This is a genomic window from Flavobacterium sp. T50_26 (assembly GCF_057652995.1).
This window is the reverse complement of sequence record NZ_JBYFCC010000021.1, coordinates 16984-37027: the sequence shown is the minus strand read 5'-3', so window position 1 is coordinate 37027 and position 20044 is coordinate 16984. Positions and strand designations below refer to the sequence as shown.

The following is a 20044-nucleotide window of genomic DNA, read 5'->3' as shown; positions in this document are numbered from 1 at the left end:
TACAGCAAAAATATATTTTCTTTTTTAATAATTGCTATTGTTTATTAAAAAATATTTGTATTATTGCAGTGTAAATCTGTTTTTACTTCATTATTGCAGATTAAAATATATAGTGTACCTCATTACATTTTTCCGACTAAAAATTAACATCATAGAACATTCATGTTTGAAATTTCTGTATTAAAAGAAATGAAGCTTTCTGAGCTTCAGGAAATTGCGAAAGCAGCCAAAACAATAAAATTCAACGGCGTAAAAAAGGACGATTTAATTCAAAAAATTATTGAAACGCAAAACAGTGTTTCAAAATCTGAAGTGAATCAACCTAATGAAGTCACTTCTAAATCCAAACGAGCAAGAATAATTGCTCCAAAAGAAAATTTAGAAGAAGCCACCACTTTATTTTCTGAACCGGAAGTAAAGATCTCTGTTGAAATTGAAAACAAAGCTCCCAAAAACAATCAAATAGAGTCTGAACAAACTACTCAAGATTCAAAAAACACCGATAGACCACCGGCTAAGTTTGTAAAATCTAAATTTGAGAAAAAAATATTTAAAAAGAAAGAAGAACAACCGGAAACATCCGATTCATCTGAAATTCAAGCTCCCACAGTAACAGAAGAAAGTCAGCCTTCAAGCACTGAAAACCAACCACAACGCCAGCAAAATCAACCTTTTCAAAAACACCAAAATGGTAATGGAAACGGAAATGGTAACCAAAATAACAATCAAAATCCAAATTTTAAAAACAAAAAAACAAACTATCGTGATGCCGATTATGAATTTGACGGAATCATTGAAAGTGAAGGAGTTTTAGAAATGATGCCCGATGGTTATGGTTTTTTGCGTTCTTCCGATTATAATTATTTGGCTTCGCCGGATGATATTTATTTATCAACTTCCCAAATCAGATTATTTGGTTTAAAAACCGGAGATACTGTAAAAGGTGTGGTTCGACCTCCAAAAGAAGGGGAGAAGTTTTTCCCTTTAGTAAAAGTGTTAAAAATCAATGGTCATGATCCGCAAGTAGTGAGAGATCGTGTTTCGTTTGAACATCTAACACCGATTTTTCCACAAGAAAAATTCAAATTAGCCGAAAAACAAGCTACCGTTTCAACCCGAATTATCGATTTATTTTCTCCAATAGGAAAAGGTCAACGCGGAATGATTGTGGCTCAGCCAAAAACCGGTAAAACCATGTTGTTGAAAGATATCGCCAACACCATTGCTGCCAATCATCCTGAAGTATATTTAATTGTTTTATTGATAGACGAACGTCCGGAAGAGGTAACCGACATGCAACGAAATGTGCGTGGCGAAGTTATCGCATCAACGTTTGATGAACCAGCCGATCGCCACGTAAAAGTAGCTAATATCGTTTTAGAAAAAGCAAAGCGTTTGGTAGAATGTGGACATGATGTAGTTATTCTATTGGATTCAATTACGCGTTTAGCCAGGGCTTATAACACGGTTCAGCCGGCGTCAGGAAAAGTATTAAGTGGAGGTGTGGATGCCAATGCATTGCAAAAACCAAAACGTTTCTTTGGAGCAGCCCGTAACATCGAAAATGGTGGTTCACTAAGTATTATTGCAACGGCTCTTACCGAAACAGGTTCTAAAATGGACGAAGTTATTTTTGAAGAATTCAAAGGAACCGGTAACATGGAACTTCAATTGGATAGAAAAATTTCGAATAAACGTATTTTCCCTGCGATTGATTTAACCTCTTCAAGCACACGTCGTGATGACTTATTACTGGATGAAAACACCATTCACCGTATGTGGATTATGCGAAAATATTTGGCAGATATGAATCCGGTTGAAGCAATGGATTTTATCAACGACCGATTTAAGAAAACCAGAAATAACGAAGAGTTTTTGATTTCGATGAATGATTAATCGAAAATAAAGTATAAAAAAAGTCGTCCGAAATTATTTTTGGACGACTTTTTTGTTTTCAAACTATTTATTTTTTCTTAATAATTTTAATGCTTTCTTTTTCTCCTGAATTGGTTATGAGTGTTAAAAAATAGACACCATCTTCTCCATCCAATTGAAAAGTCACATTTTTTACATAAGAAAAATAAATTTGTCTTAAATCTTTTCCTAACATATCAGTTTGAATTATTGAACCTGTAAATTCCTTGTCAAAATTTATATTGACAAGTTCAGTTGTAGGATTGGGATATACTTTTATTCCTGCAAGTATTGGATTGGAAAACGTTAGACTATTACTTTCTAATTTCAAAACCCAATAATCAGATTGTCCTCGACTGTCTTCTGTTTTTTCTCCGGAAATACCTGAAAAAGTACTTCCTGCCACAAAATAGCCACCGCCTGAAATTTCAATAACATTAGTACCTGCCTCATTCTCAGAACCCCCAATTGTTTTTTGCCCAATTATATTTGCGTCTGCATCAATTAATACAATCCAATAATCGCTTAAACCTCTTGAATTACTTGTTTTGTCACCGGAAATGGAAGAATTGGATGTGCCACCTAAAAGATAATTACCGTCATTTGTTGGCGACATCCTGTAAAGTGTTTCTTGATCATTGCCTCCAATCGATTTTTGCCATAAAATATCACCAGTACTGTTCAATTTAAGAATCCAAAAGTCTGACAAACCATTTGATGCGACCGTTTTATCCCCGGAAATTAAGCCTGCCGAAGTACCGCCAATCAAAATATCATTTTCCGGTGTGATAATCATATCTGAGAGTAAATCGGTATCGGTACTTCCAATTGTTTTTTGCCATTCAATATTACCTAAAGGGCTTAATTTCAAAATCCAAAAATCATGACTATTGCCTCTATTATTTTCACTTTTTTCAAACCCAATGTTTGATCTGGAACGGCCACCAAGTAAAAAACCACCATCATTGGTTTGGCAAACGGTTTTGAATAGGTCTTCATCTTCTCCGCCTATGGTTCGTTGCCATTCAATGTTTCTGTTTTCGTCTAGCTTTAGCACCCAATAATCAGCATTTAAAGATGAAAAGCTTCTGAAATTTTCTGTTTTTTCACCAGAGATGGGCGATCTCGAGCTACCTCCAACAAAATAACCACCATCTGCACACGGAATACCCATCATATCAAACTCTGATCCGCTACCTCCAATTGTTTTTTGCCATTCGATATTGCCAATTTCGTCTATTTTTACTAACCAGTAATCAGATTCACCTCTAGAATTTTCGGTCTTATTCCCTGAAATGTTTGAACTAGATGTATTTGAAATTAGAAAACCATTGTCGGATGTTTTTATAGCATCATGATTAGTTTCAGCACCATTACCTCCGTAAACATTTTGCCAAACAATCTCACCGTTATCATCTATTTTTACAATCCAGCCATGCCTAGCACCACCAAATCCATTAACTGTTTTGTCACCGGAAGCGTTGGAGGAGGATTGTCCTGATAATAAATAACCATCAGATAACACTATATTTTTTTTAAAAGAATCTATATTATTCCCGCCAATTGTTTTTTGCCATTCAATGCCGGGTTGTGCAAAAGCAATAGAAGAAGTTATTACAAATATTAATATAAACTTCATATTATTATTCTTTGTAAATTACAGTTTGTTTTATAGCACCAGTTTCTGTTTCTTTATTGATAATATGATAATATTCGCTCATTAATTTGTCAAATAGGTCTGGATCTTTCACTTGTAACTCATTTAACTCCTCTAAAGTCAAATTCATTGAACCTATTACTTTTGTAGAAACAACTAATCCTTTTACAAAATCTTCTGTTTGACAAAAAGGTTGTCGATTACAATCTACAAAAAAATCATTTGTTATAGTTGGATCAACTTGATTTATTTGAACACCAAATGTATAGGTAGTATTAATGATTTCCGGTAAATCATTTATAGTTGCAGAAGTAGGGTCAGACGGGTTTACATTGGTAAAAACATAATCAAAACTTTTTTGAAAACGATGTCTTAACAATGTATTTCTACACACTTCTGCTGTTCCATCATTGTTATCAGTAACACTCCTGATAATTGTTCCTCCATAAGGAATTATTTCAAAAGGTTCGTATAAACTTTCTACAGTATTATAAGTTAAGAGAACATGTGCCATCGAAGGGCTTTGCAAATGAGTTCTCATTCGAACTACTTGACCTGGTGTAAAATGAAAACCACAAGTTGAATAAGCATCATATCCTAAATAATTTGCAGGTATAACATCAACATATGGTTCCCCTGTACAATCTGTACTATTTGGATTATAAATATATTCACAGTTAGCAAACCAAGGTTGAGAGGACTGTGCAGGAGTATCGTGAACTAAATCACCTGCAACATTTGCATTATATAGCGTGGAGTCTACGTTTCTGGTTACATGTTCACATTGGCTAGTATTAAAATTATTAAAAACATGATGTAAATTAAAACAATGTCCTAATTCATGTCCTAATACTTGCACTCTGCTATTATCATTCATTGTATGAAACGAAAAAACCGCTCTTGTATTTCCATTTATTGCATAAGCATGACCAATATGTGTGTAGTTAACAAAATAAATATTGTAAGCATTATTGTCGGTCACTCCTAATGAGGATATTGATGATCCGTTTTGTAGTCCATTAGTAACGTTTGAATTATAGGAGACATCAAAACCTTTGTATTTAAAGAAAATATTGTGTGGATTAAATGTAACGTTCATGTCTTTTAGAATTTCCATGATTTCATTTTCACCAAACTGAGTTACTAATTGACCATTTACAGTTAATTCGTCTGGTATAACTCCATATTCATCATAAACAATATGAAACTTTACATTTAAAACATACTTTGTTTCAGCATTATAGCTAAAATTGGGGGGGGGTAGCATTAGTAGAGTTGTTAACGGGTTCGTCACCATTACCACAAACAAAAGATTGAGCATTTGCAACTGAAATGCCAATCAAAAAAATAGCAAGCAGAAGTTTTTTCATAAATTATTGGTTTTAAAGGTTATATACTAATGCTAAAATAATAAAATAAATTTAAATACTATCTTTCTTATAAAAAAAATCATAAAAAAAGTCGTCTTTGAAAACTCAAAGACGACTTTTTGTTTTACTAAAAGTAACTTATACCGCCAAAACAATTTTAGCAAAATCATCACTTTTTAAAGCAGCTCCGCCAATCAAACCACCATCAACATCTGGTTTGGAGAAAATTTCGGCTGCATTTTCAGGTTTTACGCTTCCACCATACAAAATTGAAACATTGTCTGAAACATCGTTTCCATAATTTTTATTGATAATGCTGCGAATGAATTCATGCATTTCTTGTGCTTGCTCCGGTGAAGCTGTTTCGCCTGTTCCTATTGCCCAAACCGGTTCGTATGCCAGAATTATATTCTTCCAAGCCGAAGATCCTAAGTGAAACAATCCGTCTTTCAATTGATTTTCCACGACATTAAAATGTTGTCCTGATTGACGGTCTTTTAATTCTTCACCAAAGCAGAAAATTACTTCCATTTCGTGTTTCAAAGCGGTATCCACTTTATTAGCAAGCAAAGCATCAGTTTCGTGAAAATAAGCTCTGCGTTCAGAATGACCTAAAATTACAATGTTTATTCCAACACTTTTTAGCATTGAAGCTGATATTTCTCCTGTAAATGCTCCGCCTTCCGCTTGGTGCATATTTTGTGCTGCGACTTCAATATTGGTGAATTCCAAATGATCGGCTGCGGCTGATAAATTCACAAATGTTGGAGCAACAATTACTCTTTGCTCTATATCGGTTGGAATTTTATCAATTAATTCGTTTAATAAATCTTCGGTTTCTTCTGCATTTTTATGCATTTTCCAGTTTCCTGCAACGATTTTTTGTCTCATTAGTTTAGGTTTTTTATGGTCGATATCAATTTTTCATCATCTGCTTCGATGGCTTTATACAAAGCAATTTTTCCTGTTTTATCTAAAACAATGTAACGCGGAATCCAATCTAAATCAATAGAATTACTGAAAGTACCGCCTTTCCATTTGGATAAAATTAAATAATGTTCGCCATTCACAGCATATTTTTCAATTCCTTTTTCCCAGCTTTCAGGGGTTTTGTCATATGATAAAAACAAATAAACTGCATCAGGAAATTGTTTTTGTAACGCTTCCACTTTTGGCATTCCTTTGATACAATCCGGACACCACGATGCCCAAACATCAATGACAACGGTTTTGCCTTCGTATTTTTTTAAGATGTCAGAAAAAGCTAATTCATTTCCATCCACAGACAACATTTTATCAGCCAACGCTTCTTTTGAGAATTCAGTTTTTTGAGCATTGGAGCAGGAAATCAATCCTAACGCAACAAAAAAAGACAATATTATTTTTTTCATAGTTTTATTTTTTATCACACAAATTTACAATAACTCAGGAAATGAAATCCCAAAAAAGTCCTAATTAAAACCGAAAACGTTTTAGCTTAACCTGATTTTTGGATCGAGGTAAGCATAAACCATATCAACCAAAATATTGATTACCACAAACGTAGTAGCAATCACGATTACAGAACCCATAATTACGGGTAAATCTAAGTTGTTCAAGGCTTCTACGATTTCTTTCCCGAGTCCGTTCCAGCCGAAAATATATTCCACAAAAACGGCTCCGGCCAACATCGAGGCAAACCATCCTGAAATAGCTGTAACGACTGGGTTTAGCGAATTTTTTAAAGCGTGATTTTTAATAATTTGATAAGAATTTAATCCTTTTGCTTTTGCAGTTCTGATATAATCTTGTCCAAATGTTTCTAATAATGAATTTCGCATCAATTGAATGACAACTCCAAGCGGACGAATTCCCAAAACTATTGCCGGAAGAATGATGTTTTTCCATTGAATATAACTTCCTTCGCCAAAATCATCCACTTCATATAAACTGCCGGTCATTTTGAGCCCGGTGTAATTGTGAAGTACAAATCCGAATAACCAAGCAAATAAAATCGCACTAAAAAACGACGGAATACTCATCCCTAACGTACTGATTAAGGCGATAATTCGATCTAACAACGTGTCTTTGTATAGTGCCGAAATGATTCCTAAAAAAACACCAATTACAATGGCAATGATAATAGCAAAAATCGCTAAAATGAATGTATTTGGTAATGTGTTTCCAATTACATCTGTCACTTTTTTACCGCTTTTCTGGAAACTTTCCCTTAAATAAGGTGTCTTTAAAACGGATGTTGTGTTTCCCAACTTTACTAATTGAAAAGCATTGTATTTTCCTTCCGATAAAAAAGTATAATCTTCAGAATTTGAACTATGAAATGAAATTGGCGATAAATCGTTCAAATAATAAAGATATTGTGTGGAAATCGGTTTATCAAAACCATACTTTTTTTTGACGATTGCTAATTGCTCCGAATTTTCATTTTGATCCAACATCATTCTTGCCGGATCACCGGGAAGTATTGTAAACAAAACAAAAATAACCGTAATCACACCAAAAAGTGTAAGCAGAGCATAGCCAATTTTATTTAGGAGATAGCGAATCAACTTATTTTAAAGTTACTTTATCAATATCATTAAAATGCTTTTTCTCTACAATCGTTCCTTTTTCTAAAACAACAATGCTCGGATTGGCTCTTTCAATTGTTTTTAAGGTAGTTGCATCACAGAAATAATAGTCAAAACTTAATTTGTATTCAGCTTTAATACCATCAATAATCGATTTATCTGAAGAAGTCATCCCGATAACTTTATAGCCTTTTTTGGTAGCTTTTTGGTAAAAATCTTCCAACTCATTTAAACCATCATTTTCCGCTTTACTTAAATCATATGAAATGAGCATGATTAATTTTGGCTCGTTCAGCATATCTTCGGTATAATCACTTCCATCCAATTCTATTGTAAAATCGTGAATTGGTGGCACATAACCTTGCTTAATTAATTTATCTTTTCTATCCACAAATTCAGCTGTTTCCGGCACTTTATTCGCCATGACATCATCTTGTGAAAACTCGGTATCTACACCATTTACTTTGTAAATAAAAATCATTTCGTATTCCGACATTTGAGCACCGACCGGAATTTCCATTCCTTTTTGAATGTTTGTTCCTTCAGCATACGCTCTAAAATCAATAAAAGGCAAATGCATTAATACGGTGTAAGCCATCCATAAACAAAAAATATAAGAAGCCAGAACGGTTATGTTTAAAGCTAATCGTCCAAAAAGGGGCTGAATGTATTTTAAGTTAATCAATAAAATTAATATCAAAACCAACAAAACAATATCTTTTGTAAACGATTCCCAAGGTGTTAATTTTAAAGCATCGCCAAAACAACCACAATCCGTTACTTTATTAAAATAGGCTGAGTAGAAGGTAAGGAAAGTGAAAAACACAATCATCAAAAATAGACTCCAAACGGTGAATTTTGGTTTAAAACCAATGAGTAGCATCACACCTAAAACTACTTCAAAAATGACTACAAAAACGGCAATCATTAAAGCAATTGGCATCAAAAACGGTAAGTTTAAAACACCTTCAGAAAAATATTCTTCCAATTTAAAAGAAAATCCAACCGGATCATTTAATTTGATTAATCCGGAAATAATGAATAGTAATCCGACTAGAATTCTGGAAATATGAGTGATAATTTTCATGTTGATAATGTGTCAATTAGTTAATTTGGCAATGTGTCAATCTGGGTTATTTTTTGTGAAAACCTAAGTGAATTAAGGCAAAAACGGCATAATTAATCATGTCTTGATAATTCGCATCAATACCTTCAGACACTAATGTTTTACCTTTATTATCTTCAATTTGCTTTACGCGAAGGAGTTTCTGCAAAATTAAATCGGTTAATGAACTTACACGCATTTCTCGCCAAGCTTCGCCATAATCGTGATTTTTGTTTTCCATTAACGATTTGGTTTCAGCAATTTTTTCGTCATATAAACGAGTTGCTTCTTCCAAACCTAAATCCGGTTGATCGACCACACCTTTCTCCAACTGAATCAAAGCCATAATCGAATAATTGATGATGCCAATAAATTCGCCTGTTTCGTCTTCATCTACTTTGCGAACGGAATTTTCCTGTAAACTTCGGATGCGTTGAGCTTTGATAAAAATTTGGTCAGTTAATGATGGTAAACGCAGAATTCGCCACGCACTACCATAATCTTTCATTTTATTGCAATACAATTGTCGGCATACAGCGATGACTTTATCATATTGTTGGGAAGTACTATCCATTATTGAATTATATTTGTATAAGATTTTCAAAAATACAATTTTCAAAACAAGTAGATGCTACTTTTTAATGCCTTTTTTCAAACGATATGTTAATAAACTGTTTAGGTAATTTAGTTGATTTAAAAACGCCCAAAGTAATGGGAATTTTGAATGTTACGCCCAATTCTTTTTTTGACGGAGGAAAATACCAACAAGAAAATGAAATTCTCAAAAGGGTAGAAGTGATGCTGAATGAAGGTGCTGATTTTGTTGATATTGGAGCATATTCGAGCAAAGCCAATGCGGAATTTGTCTCTGAAGAAGAAGAATTAAACCGATTACTTCCTATTTTGAAATCAGTTTTGAAAGAATTTCCCAAAACGATAATTTCGGTTGATACATTCAGAAGCGAAATAGCCAAAGCTTCAATTGAAAACGGTGCGGCGATGATTAACGATATTTCTGCCGGAAGTTTAGATGAAAATATGATGAAAACGGTGGCAAAATTTCAAGTTCCTTATATTATGATGCATATGAAGGGAACGCCGCAAACGATGATGAATTTGACTAAATATGATGATATTGTCAAAGAAATGTTATTCTATTTTTCTGAAAAAATTGCTCAAGCCAGAAGTTTCGGAATCAATGATTTGATTATCGATCCCGGTTTCGGATTTGCTAAAAACATCGAGCAAAATTATGAAGTTATGCAAAAATTGCAATTGTTTGAAAGTTTAGAATTACCAATTTTAGCTGGAGTTTCACGAAAATCAATGATTTATAAACCATTGGAGTCTTCGCCCGAAGATGCGTTAAACGGAACCACTGCTCTCAATATGATTGCGTTGACAAAAGGAGCTTCGATTTTACGGGTACATGATGTGAAGGAAGCGGTAGAATGTGTGAAATTATTTTCTTTAATGAGTTTATAAAATGAAAAAACTGACCTTACTTTTTTGTATTTTGATTATGATTTCCTGTAAAAAGGAAGTTGAATTAGTAAAAGCAAATCGAACAATTGATTCAACCGTTGTGGATCATTCTCCAATTTATATTTTTTTAGATGCGAAAGGAAAAGATACCCTAGCCGAAGTTAACCGAAAAAATTCCATCGGAACAACCAATTGGATTTTTCATGTTGATAAACGTCTTCCGTTGAATGTTGCAATTCCTGAAATTGTTGCTTTGCAAGACAGAAGAGAAAAAGCTCAATTTCATAAAAACGATGAAGCCGGAAATTATTTTTCTTATACAGATAGCGTCCAAAAAACATTGGCTTTCATTCCATTTAAGGAAATCAATTATAGCTACAACAGTTATTTCTCTACTGTTTATGTAAAAGAAAATCCTGATTATCATCTTCATTTTCAGACTTTTTCAGTGAATTTTAAACCAAAAAATAAAGTTTCTGTGGATGGAAATGAAGTAGAAATGAGTGAGCTGCTTACCTTTTTAAAAGAATACACCGCTTTTTCCAGCGATGGAAAACGTATTTTAATTTATTTGAATTTTGATGAACGATTGACGTTTAATCAATATTTATCCAAATTAATCGAACTAAAAACACTTGAAAATGAGATGGTTTCTATTTCTCCAATCCATTTTATTTATGATAAAAAGAAATTACCGGATTGTGATTGTGGGATGTAAGGGTTGCGGGTTGGAAGGTTGCGGGTTGCGGGTTTGAAGGTTGCGAGTTTCAAGTTTCAGGTTTCAGGTTTTTGAACGCAATGTTGTCATCCCGACGAAGGAGGGATCTCATAAAGTAGAGTTACAATTTTTCTGACTTTGTGGCAAAGTATAAATTCCGTGTCTTCCTTGTTTTCTGTGAGAAAAAATTGTGTCCTTTGCGAAATTCTTCGTGCTCTTTGCGGTTAAAAAAAGAAGCAAAGCGACTTCTACTGATGATGATAAGGTTCATTCCTCAAAATCGTAAACCCTCGATAAACCTGCTCAATAAAAAACAAACGCACCATTTGATGTGAAAAAGTCATCTTAGAAAGCGAGATTTTCTGCTGTGCTTTTTGATAAACCGCTTCTGAAAAACCATACGGACCTCCAATTACATAAACTAACGTTTTAATTCCGGCATTCATTTTCTTTTGTAATTCATTCGCAAATTCTACACTACCAAAGGATTTTCCGTTTTCATCCAACAGAATTAAATAGTCGGTTGGAGACAATTTTCCCAAAATTAATTCGCCTTCTTTTTCTTTTTGTTGAGCTTCAGAAAGATTTTTTGCGTTTTTGATGTCTGGAATAATTTCTAAATCAAATTTAACATAAAAAGACAATCGCTTTTGATATTCATCCATCAACGATTGAAGATTTTTATTATCCGTTTTACCAATGGCGATTAATTTGATGTTCATTTTGAAACTTTTTTCAAATGTACAAAGTTATTTTTTTTTCATTCACCCAATAATCAGAGATTATAAACTATTTTTGCACCGCAGACCGCCTTATCGCTTTCAGTAATGAGAGAGGAAAGTCCGGACACCACAGAGTAGCATAACGGGTAACGCCCGTCCGTTCGTCTCGGCGAATGAGGACCAGTGCAACAGAAAGTATGTACAGTTCGGCTGTAGTGAAACCAGGTAAACTCTATGCGGTGAAATGCCATGTAAATCAACGTTCTGTTTCGGCAGATAAGGGCTACTCGTCCGAGGTTGAAGGGTAGGCAGCTAGATTCAATGGGTAACTATTGAGCAAGATAAATGATAAGGGTTCGCTTTGGCGAATACAGAATCCGGCTTACAGGTCTGCTTTTTTTGTGAAGATGGGGACTGCTATTTCTCACAACCACCATTTTTCTTAAATGCTTTCAATTCCTTTTTTAAACATTTTTTTAAAATGGTTTGAGCCGATTTTCCAAAAACAACATCATCACGGTTATTTTCTACTTCAATACTTCCGGTAGTTGTGTGCGAATAAATTAGACTTCCTTTGTTTACATCATAAACTTGAATGGTGATGGATGCTGATGATTCTTCAGCATTTTTCATCGGTTTGATATTAATTCCTCCAATATCGTTGGCTAAAACATTGCCCACAACTTGAATTACATAATCAATACTATTGGTAGCTTTTAAAATGGTTAATTGCTCCCTTGAATTTTTTTCTGTTAGAATCGGAACATTATAAGCTGCTTTTCTCTTTCCATAGCTAAGATAGAGTGAATCATTCAGACAAGATGAAAGAGCTTCTTCAGTTGTAGTAGACAAATCGTTCCATGCTTTTCCATTTACCGTAACATGATTTAAAAACCATTTTCCTTCCGAAAAATTTATGTCATATAAACTTGATTCTGCAATTGATCTATAATGCGGAAAATAGCATGAATTAAATACTAAAAGCACAGCAAAAAGTCCAAAATAGGTAAGTCTATTCTTCGCTATCATCTTCTTCAATTTCATCATTGTCTGATTCACTTTCCCATTCAAAAAAAGAAAAAGTAGAACCACCATAATTTTTTTGAAACGAAAATTGATTTAAATGTTCTAGTTTAGTATGTTTCGAATGTTCCACAATCATCATTCCATCTTCAGAGAGAAGTTCTCTTTCAAAAACGGACTGAACAACTTTTTCAAAATTTTCTTGTGTCATTCCATAAGGTGGATCGGCAAAAATAATGTCGAAATTACCTTTAGTTTTTTCTAAAAATTTAAAAACATCGCTTTTGATGGCGGTGATATTAAATTCAAATTCGTCGGTTGTTTTTTTGATGAAAGATATACATCCAAAATCGGCATCAACCGAAACAATTGGTTCACTTCCACGTGAAGCAAATTCAAAACTGATGTTTCCGGTTCCGGCAAATAAGTCTAAAACCGATAATTCAGCAAAATTAAAATGATTATTTAAAATGTTGAACAACGCTTCTTTGCTCATGTCGGTCGTTGGACGAACAGGTAGATTTTTGGGTGGTGATAGCCTGCGACCTTTGTATTTTCCGGATATGATTCTCAAGAGTTAAATAGTATAAAATGGGTTCTGTTTTCTTGTGCCGAAAAAGAATTTGATTTTTGTAAATCGGAAACATCCAATAAAGATGTATTTCGTACATAATGATATGCTTTTTGATAAATAGCATCTTGTTCTCTGCATTCGCCTAAAATTATTAATTTAAACGATTCCGGGTTCAAATGAAGTTGTTCTGCCGTGAACAATAAATAATATAAAAAATCTTCGGCAGTTTGATATTCAAATGAATTGAAAAGCAACAATTTTTGATTTTGTATAACAATAATTTCAAAATGTGTTTTAGTTACATGCACAAACATGTTTTGCGACACATCGTTTTTAGATAAATCAAGTAATTTGGAAACTAAAATTCCTGTATAATGTTGGTATTCAAATGAACCAAATTGATCAATTAAATAGTTATTTATGTTTACATAAGGCACGTAAACATTCATCATTTCATATTTTCCAATTTCATCAACAGCAAAATAATCAGTGTCAAAAACTTTGGTGTTATATTGCAAATAACTTCCTTTATAATCTTCGTCAAAAAGCGGTTTTGGCACAAAAGTACTCAAGTTGTTTTCATGCAAAACGGTAATTTGATCATACGATTTTGTTAAATCTGTGTAATCCAAAATAGATTTCCACAAACTATTTTCTATGCTAAAATTTTTTGGAAATTTGCTAAAGTCAATTCGATCAAAAGAAGTTATTTGCCCCGACAAAGTGTCACGGCAACAAAAAGAAAGCCCATTCAGTGAGACCTGAATGGACAATTTTTTATAACTTTTTTCAGTGATTGAATTATTCGTTATTTCCATATTTTTTAGGCCAGTTTCCTGACATACTAACTTCTTCCATTGAACCTAACAAAATATATTCGCCGTTAATTCCATCAACAGAAACAACTTTTCTTTCTTTAGCAACTAGTGATTGATCTTGATCAGTAAGTAATTTAGATTTCTCAAGTTTAGCTTCAAAAACAGGAATTTTTAAATCTTCTCTTTTGATGAATCCTGCTTTCAAATCAATTTTAGCTTCAATATCGCCAATTTTAACAACATTTAATCTTTTGTAACGATCAGAGTTTTTAAATAAAGAATCTTTAATGCTCACTTTACCTAATTCTTTAGTTACTACAATATCTTTAAAATAACCGCCTGTTCCGTCTGGACCAACTGTTAAACGATAGGCAGCATTTTTTGCAGCATCGATAACCGACGTGTCTTTTCTTTCAATGATGGTAAATTTTTCATTTTCAACAAATGAAATCAATGAATCTAAATTATCTGTATACTTTCCGTTAATGGATTTATATGCCATTTGAACAGCTTTAATGTCCAACATTTTGTTAACGGCTACCTGAAAACGCTTTTCTTTTAATTTATCAAAACGAATCGGATCTTGAATTGATTCGTAAATTAAATATACAAAAAGCAAAGTGACAACCCACAATACAACAGAAAGGATATTTTTTACACCCTTGCTAGTATTTTTATCCAGTAATTTTACAATTCCAAAAATGGCTAATGCAAGTACTACAACAATTATAACTAATTTAATCATCTTGATTTTTTTTAATTTCAGTTTAAGGCAAATCTACAATTTTTTTTTTTTCTCAAAAGCATTTCACACAAAATTCATCAGTATATTTGAATTTTAATAGTTTCCTAACTTTTCATAAATGAATTCATCTCTGTTTTACAGTATCTTACAAAAATCGTTTCCATTCAATCCTACTTTAAAACAAACTATTTTTTTTGAAAAGGTAGCCAATTTCGCCACAAATTCAGATTCCAACGAACTTTTTGTTTTAAAAGGTTATGCCGGAACAGGAAAAACAACATTAATTTCTACGTTGGTTGAAAACTTACTTTCTGTAAACAAAAAATATGTGTTGTTGGCTCCAACCGGTCGGGCAGCAAAAGTGATTGCCAATTATTCAGGAAAACCGGCTTTTACCATTCATAAAAAAATTTATTTTCCTAAAAAAAATTCGTCAGGTGGCGTTTCTTTTACCAGACAAGTAAATAAACATAAAAACACCATTTTTATTGTAGATGAAAGTTCGATGATTTCGGATGTAAATACCGACTCAAAATCAATGGACAGCAATTCACTTTTGGATGATTTGATGAGTTATGTCTATTCCGGTGAAAATTGTAAAATGATTCTATTAGGCGATACTGCTCAGTTGCCGCCCGTTCATTTAGATGTGAGTCCGGCATTAAATATTGAAACCTTAGTAACATATTATAATAAAGAGGTGCTTCATATTGAATTGGATGAAGTAATGCGTCAAGAAGAGAATTCCGGAATTTTGTATAATGCAACTTTACTCAGAGAAATTTTGAAAAATCATTTTATAGATTCGTTTCAATTTAATGTAAAAGGTTTTAAGGACATCGTTCGTTTAACAGACGGTTATGATATTCAAGATGCTATTAACACTGCTTACAGTAAGGATGGGATGGAGGAAACCGCTTTCATCGTGCGAACCAATAAACGAGCGAATCAATACAATCAGCAAATTAGAAACGCCATTCTTTTCCGCGAAAGCGATTTGTCTGCAGGCGATTTTATGATGGTGGTTAAAAACAATTATTTTTGGTTAAAAGAAACCGATGAAGCAGGATTTATTGCCAATGGTGATATTATCGAAATACTCGAAATTCACAAAATTCAAGAATTATACGGATTCAAATTTGCAAAAGTAAAAATCAGAATGGTCGATTATCCAAACCAAAAACCATTTGAAACTATTTTGTTATTGGATACAGTTGCGAGCGTTTCGCCATCATTAACGTATGAAGAATCCAACCGCTTGTATCAGGAAGTTTTGCAAGATTATGAAAATGAAGGACCAAAATACAAACAAGTTCAAAAAGTGAAGGAAAATGAATATTTCAATGCTTTGCAAGTCAAATTTTCTTATGCCATAACATGTCACAAATCACAAGGTGGTCAGTGGAATACCGTTTTTGTTGAACAACCCTATTTGCCGGATGGAGTAGATAGAGATTACATTCGATGGTTGTACACCGCTATTACACGTGCCAAAGAAAAATTGTATCTGATTGGTTATAAAGATGAAAATTTTGAATAAATTTGAACTATGATATCCATAGAAACTATTATAAGCATTTGTCTCGGAATAGGATTGGCAGCCTCAGCCGGATTCCGCGTTTTTGTACCCCTTTTTATATTGAGTTTGGCTTCTCATTTGAATTGGATTCCTGTGAATGATTCTTGGAGTTGGCTTGGCGAAACACCGGCTTTAATTGCACTTGGAATTGCTATGGTTTTTGAAGTTTTAGCCTATTATATTCCTTTTGTAGACAATATTTTAGACACGATTGCTATTCCGTTAGCAGCCATTGCCGGAACGGCTGTCATGGCTTCTACGCTGGTTGATTTGAGTCCGTTGTTTACCTGGGGTTTAGCCATTATTGCCGGAGGTGGAACAGCCGCAGCAATCAATTCAGCTACAGCTGCAACCAGACTAACTTCAACCGCAACAACAGGAGGAATTGGCAACCCAATTGTTTCCACCATTGAAACCGGAACTGCCACAGTCATGTCATTCGCATCCATTTTTATACCAATTATAGCATTTGTTTTAGTGCTTTTTATTTTCTTTATGGGAATAAAATTGTTTCGAAAGATGATAAAATAAAAAGCGAACAATCCAACAATCCAACAATCCAACAATCGAAAAATCTGAAAATCCAACAATCCAAAAATGAAAATAATCGCCGTCATCCCAGCTCGTTATGCATCAACCCGTTTTCCAGCCAAATTAATGCAAGATTTAGGTGGAAAAACTGTTATCACGCGAACGTATGAAGCGGCTGTGAATACCAATTTATTTGATGATGTTTTTGTGGTTACGGATTCCGATTTAATTTTTAATGAAATTGTTTCGCGAGGTGGAAAAGCCATTATGAGTATCAAAGAGCACGAAAGTGGTAGCGACCGAATTGCCGAAGCGATTGAAAATATAGACGTTGATGTGGTTGTAAATGTGCAAGGCGACGAACCTTTTATCAACAAAGAACCTCTCGAAAAAGTGATTGAAGTTTTTAAAAAGGATGTAGATCAAAAAGTCGATTTAGCTTCGCTTATGCGAGAAATTACCGATTGGGAGGCAATTGAAAACCCGAATAACGTAAAAGTAATTGTCGATCAAAACGGATTGGCTTTGTATTTTTCGCGTTCGGTAATTCCATATCCAAGAGAGAAAAATGTTGGAGTTCGCTATTTTCAGCATATTGGAATTTATGCGTTTAGAAAGCAAGCATTGTTGGATTTTTATCATTTACCGATGAAATCACTCGAAGCTTCAGAAAAATTAGAACAACTTCGTTATTTAGAATACGGTAAAAAAATCAAAATGGTAGAAACCGATCATGTTGGCATCGGAATCGATACTCCGGAAGATTTGGAAAAAGCTAGACTTTTACTTTAGTTGTACAAAGCATAATAAGCTTCTACATTATCCAAAAATACACCGTCGAATCCGGCATTGATTATTTTTTTCATATACGAATCATCGTTACCATACATCATTTTTTGCCAAGTCGGCTCCCAAAATTCTACATAAATTTCATTGTCATAACCTTTGTAGTTCTTTTTGAGCCATTTCGGATTGCCTTTTTTCCAGTCGGGTTGCCAGTAACTTCGCCAATTTTCGGCAGCACCAACATTTAAATAACTAATTACTAATCGTTTTCCGCCGTTTTTCTTCACTTTTAGTTTCTCTAAATCGGCTTTGGTGTAGGGAAAACTTAAATAATATAAATCGATTAAAATTAAGTCAAAATTAGTATCAGCAACTTTATCAATCAATTCTTTTTTGGTGTCAAAATCATCGGCATTAATGAGGTATAAAAAATTCTGTACATCTTTTAACTTTTTGACATCATTCGCGTTTTCATTTAGTATTTTTTCTGGAATGGTGTGATAATGATAATTATCTGCAGTTCTGATAAACGGAACAAACCCAACTTCCTGATTCAATTTAATGATGTTCTCTTCTTCATTTTTATCCTTTACAAACTCAGAAACAATTACTTTTTTATCTTTTGGTAATTTTTTTAAGTTGTTAATTCGATAGTTATCTGCTTTACCTTTTTCATCCAAAAATAATTCTTCAATTGCGATTCCGTCGATTGCATTCATATATTCGTTGCACAAAGGTTTGTCCGGATCAACGTTTTGAAAAGCCAATTCGGAACCATTTTGTGGAATAACAATAAATTCAGGATTAAATTTTCGGGCATATTTTGAAATGCCGACCACCATTTCCTGCATTTTTTTTCCTGCTTTTTGCGTATTTTTATCTTTATCGTCCATTTCAAAACCAAATAAAATGAGTAAGGTCAAACCAATGGGAAGTATAAAATATATTTTTTTCATGCTACGAATTTCTGAGGTCAAAAGTAATAATTTAATTGGTATTCATTCGATTACGTTGCAATTAGTGTACCAATTCACTTTTCTTTTTTAACTAAAATCAGTTCGTTGTGTTCTTCAATTCGTGGAAGCGTCCAAACTTTATATTTTTCTGAATCAAAAAAATTGAGATACAATTTATTTCTACTATTATCATGTTCTTTCAAAATCATCGTATTAAAAAGAATATAACCATCAACATTTAAAATTTCGGTTAACCGATTCTGAAAGAAATTTTCAAATAAAAAGCTTGGCATTGTTGTGTCTTGAAAAATATCAACAATAATTAAATCATATTTCAATTTGGTTTTTAAAGCAAATTCAAATGCTTCATGATGAATAATGTTGAGGTTTTTGATTTTATCTAACCCAAAATGTTCATTTGCCAAATCGATGACTTTTTCGTCTAATTCAATTCCGGTAATTTTTCTGGAATAACCAACTTCATCCACCAATGTTTTGATAACACTTCCTCCGGCAACTCCCAAAACCAAGATATGATTCATGGGTTTAATATTTTCAAAACCAATATTTAAAAGTCCTTTTCTGAGTACGCGTTGCAAGCTTCCATAGGAATAATTGGTGTTCAAACTATCCAAAACTACTTGACCATTTACCAAGGTAACTTCCAAAGACTTGCTAATCTCAGAAGTTGTTTTATGTAAATTGATAGGATAGAAGTAGCTGATTATTTTTTTGAACATTTAATAATTTTCATCAAAAATAATGTATAAATCGTATTTTTACTAAAATATTTTAAGAGATGAAGAAATGGCTTTATAAATTAATTTTTTTTAAACTGATGGGATGGAACATTTCCGGTACAATTGAACCATCAATAAAAAAATGTGTCATGATTGTGGTTCCGCATACGAGTTGGCACGATTTCTATCTTGGTCTTTTTACGAGAGGAATTTTAGGTTTAGAAATGAATTTTGTGGGTAAGAAAGAATTATTCAGATTTCCTTTTGGCTATTATTTCAAATGGATGGGAGGAGAGCCGTTAGACAGATCGGGCGGTTTAAATAAAGTAGAAGCCATTGCACAAGTTTTTCAAAAAAGAGCAATCTTCAGATTAGCCATTGCACCCGAAGGAACTCGAAAAAAAGTAACAGAATGGAAAACAGGTTTTTACTATATTTCACTTCAAGCAAATGTTCCAGTAATACCGGTGGCTTTTGATTATGGTAAAAAGGAAGTAAGACTTGGAAAACCTTTTTATCCAACCGGAAAAATAGAAGAAGATATTCAATTCTTACAGAAATTTTATGTTGGCGTTATAGGTAAAGTACCGGAAAATAGTTTTGAAGTATAAATTTTAAAAAGGTTTTTATTTGAACTTTATCAACAAACAATAATAGTTTCGTTAATTAAATTAAAATCAAAAATTAACGTACAGCAATTCATTTGTCTAAATTTGTAATTCATTGGTTTTCCAAACTAAAAAATAAACAA

At 33.2% G+C, this 20044-nt stretch carries 22 protein-coding genes and 1 other RNA gene; 8 read left to right on the top strand and 15 right to left on the bottom strand.

Translation table 11 applies throughout. The features are described from left to right. Positions 1 to 162: 162 nt before the first annotated feature. Positions 163 to 1896 (top strand): transcription termination factor Rho, encoded by a 1734-nt coding sequence (gene rho, locus AC23MC_RS12725; protein ID WP_487568730.1) that lies wholly within the window; start codon positions 163 to 165, stop codon positions 1894 to 1896. Between the two features lie 67 nt (positions 1897 to 1963). Here rho and AC23MC_RS12720 read toward each other — a convergent pair whose 3' ends face one another. The 8 genes from AC23MC_RS12720 to AC23MC_RS12685 form a co-directional block, all read right to left on the bottom strand. Beyond that, positions 1964 to 3553, bottom strand: coding sequence for a T9SS type A sorting domain-containing protein (locus AC23MC_RS12720; protein ID WP_487568729.1), 1590 nt, complete (start codon positions 3551 to 3553; stop codon positions 1964 to 1966). Positions 3554 to 3557: 4 nt separating this feature from the next. Then, on the bottom strand, positions 3558 to 4838 hold the full coding sequence (locus AC23MC_RS12715) for a M43 family zinc metalloprotease (RefSeq protein WP_487568728.1): 1281 nt from the start codon (positions 4836 to 4838) through the stop codon (positions 3558 to 3560). Then, entirely contained in the window at positions 4816 to 4941 is a 126-nt protein-coding gene (locus AC23MC_RS12710; RefSeq protein ID WP_487568727.1) for a hypothetical protein, read from the bottom strand. Before AC23MC_RS12710 ends, AC23MC_RS12715 begins: the two co-directional genes overlap by 23 nt. Positions 4942 to 5079: 138 nt before the next feature. Further along, entirely contained in the window at positions 5080 to 5832 is a 753-nt protein-coding gene (gene tpiA, locus AC23MC_RS12705; RefSeq protein WP_487568726.1) for a triose-phosphate isomerase, read from the bottom strand. Further along, positions 5832 to 6332, bottom strand: a complete 501-nt coding sequence (locus tag AC23MC_RS12700) for a TlpA family protein disulfide reductase (RefSeq protein WP_487568725.1) — start codon at positions 6330 to 6332, stop codon at positions 5832 to 5834. The genes tpiA and AC23MC_RS12700 overlap by 1 nt, the downstream gene beginning before the upstream one ends. A gap of 81 nt (positions 6333 to 6413) precedes the next feature. Beyond that, complete coding sequence (locus tag AC23MC_RS12695) at positions 6414 to 7490, bottom strand: ABC transporter permease (protein ID WP_487568724.1); 1077 nt, start codon at positions 7488 to 7490, stop codon at positions 6414 to 6416. A gap of 1 nt (position 7491) precedes the next feature. Next, a complete protein-coding gene (locus AC23MC_RS12690) occupies positions 7492 to 8598 on the bottom strand; it encodes a BT_3928 family protein (RefSeq protein ID WP_487568723.1) in 1107 nt (368 codons plus the stop codon). A 46-nt stretch (positions 8599 to 8644) separates the two neighbouring features. Beyond that, entirely contained in the window at positions 8645 to 9190 is a 546-nt protein-coding gene (locus tag AC23MC_RS12685; RefSeq protein ID WP_487568774.1) for a DUF1599 domain-containing protein, read from the bottom strand. A gap of 86 nt (positions 9191 to 9276) precedes the next feature. On the opposite strand from AC23MC_RS12685, the gene folP reads away from it, so the two are divergent. Both folP and AC23MC_RS12675 read left to right on the top strand, forming a co-directional pair. Then, positions 9277 to 10101, top strand: a complete 825-nt coding sequence (gene folP / locus AC23MC_RS12680) for a dihydropteroate synthase (RefSeq protein WP_487568722.1) — start codon at positions 9277 to 9279, stop codon at positions 10099 to 10101. A 1-nt stretch (position 10102) separates the two neighbouring features. After that, the gene (locus AC23MC_RS12675) at positions 10103 to 10819 is read left to right on the top strand and encodes a hypothetical protein (protein WP_487568721.1); all 717 of its coding nucleotides are present in this window, start codon (positions 10103 to 10105) and stop codon (positions 10817 to 10819) included. Between the two features lie 248 nt (positions 10820 to 11067). On the opposite strand, the gene rlmH is transcribed toward AC23MC_RS12675, so the two are convergent. Continuing rightward, complete coding sequence (gene rlmH / locus AC23MC_RS12670) at positions 11068 to 11541, bottom strand: 23S rRNA (pseudouridine(1915)-N(3))-methyltransferase RlmH (protein ID WP_487568720.1); 474 nt, start codon at positions 11539 to 11541, stop codon at positions 11068 to 11070. A gap of 77 nt (positions 11542 to 11618) precedes the next feature. Here rlmH and rnpB point away from each other — a divergent pair. Continuing rightward, an RNA gene (rnpB, locus tag AC23MC_RS12665) (RNase P RNA component class A) lies at positions 11619 to 11942 on the top strand. Between the two features lie 16 nt (positions 11943 to 11958). Here the strand turns inward: rnpB and AC23MC_RS12660 are convergent. Genes AC23MC_RS12660 through AC23MC_RS12645 form a run of 4 tightly spaced genes read right to left on the bottom strand, consistent with a single transcriptional unit; the run spans position 11959 to position 14701 of the window. Then, complete coding sequence (locus AC23MC_RS12660) at positions 11959 to 12570, bottom strand: hypothetical protein (RefSeq protein WP_487568719.1); 612 nt, start codon at positions 12568 to 12570, stop codon at positions 11959 to 11961. Then, positions 12554 to 13138, bottom strand: a complete 585-nt coding sequence (gene rsmD / locus AC23MC_RS12655) for a 16S rRNA (guanine(966)-N(2))-methyltransferase RsmD (protein ID WP_487568718.1) — start codon at positions 13136 to 13138, stop codon at positions 12554 to 12556. Before rsmD ends, AC23MC_RS12660 begins: the two co-directional genes overlap by 17 nt. Then, complete coding sequence (locus AC23MC_RS12650; protein WP_487568717.1) at positions 13135 to 13956, bottom strand: DUF3822 family protein; 822 nt, start codon at positions 13954 to 13956, stop codon at positions 13135 to 13137. The genes rsmD and AC23MC_RS12650 overlap by 4 nt, the downstream gene beginning before the upstream one ends. Next, positions 13940 to 14701 carry a hypothetical protein gene (locus AC23MC_RS12645; protein WP_487568716.1) on the bottom strand — a complete coding sequence of 254 codons (762 nt, stop codon included), beginning with the start codon at positions 14699 to 14701 and terminating at the stop codon, positions 13940 to 13942. Before AC23MC_RS12645 ends, AC23MC_RS12650 begins: the two co-directional genes overlap by 17 nt. Before the next feature lie 118 nt (positions 14702 to 14819). Here AC23MC_RS12645 and AC23MC_RS12640 point away from each other — a divergent pair, with 118 nt between their 5' ends. From AC23MC_RS12640 to kdsB, 3 genes are all read left to right on the top strand, one after another. Then, positions 14820 to 16241, top strand: coding sequence for an ATP-dependent DNA helicase (locus AC23MC_RS12640; RefSeq protein WP_487568715.1), 1422 nt, complete (start codon positions 14820 to 14822; stop codon positions 16239 to 16241). 12 nt (positions 16242 to 16253) lie between these two features. Further along, positions 16254 to 16811, top strand: coding sequence for a DUF4126 domain-containing protein (locus AC23MC_RS12635; protein ID WP_487568773.1), 558 nt, complete (start codon positions 16254 to 16256; stop codon positions 16809 to 16811). A gap of 66 nt (positions 16812 to 16877) precedes the next feature. Beyond that, complete coding sequence (kdsB, locus tag AC23MC_RS12630) at positions 16878 to 17603, top strand: 3-deoxy-manno-octulosonate cytidylyltransferase (protein WP_487568714.1); 726 nt, start codon at positions 16878 to 16880, stop codon at positions 17601 to 17603. On the opposite strand, the gene AC23MC_RS12625 is transcribed toward kdsB, so the two are convergent. Next, positions 17600 to 18553: an endo alpha-1,4 polygalactosaminidase gene (locus tag AC23MC_RS12625; protein ID WP_487568713.1), complete on the bottom strand. Its 954-nt coding sequence runs from the start codon at positions 18551 to 18553 to the stop codon at positions 17600 to 17602. The genes kdsB and AC23MC_RS12625 overlap by 4 nt on opposite strands. A gap of 74 nt (positions 18554 to 18627) precedes the next feature. Beyond that, the gene (locus tag AC23MC_RS12620) at positions 18628 to 19293 is read right to left on the bottom strand and encodes a spermidine synthase (RefSeq protein WP_487568712.1); all 666 of its coding nucleotides are present in this window, start codon (positions 19291 to 19293) and stop codon (positions 18628 to 18630) included. A gap of 59 nt (positions 19294 to 19352) precedes the next feature. Here AC23MC_RS12620 and AC23MC_RS12615 point away from each other — a divergent pair, with 59 nt between their 5' ends. Beyond that, a complete protein-coding gene (locus tag AC23MC_RS12615) occupies positions 19353 to 19904 on the top strand; it encodes a 1-acyl-sn-glycerol-3-phosphate acyltransferase (RefSeq protein WP_487568711.1) in 552 nt (183 codons plus the stop codon). The last annotated feature ends 140 nt before the right edge of the window (positions 19905 to 20044 follow it).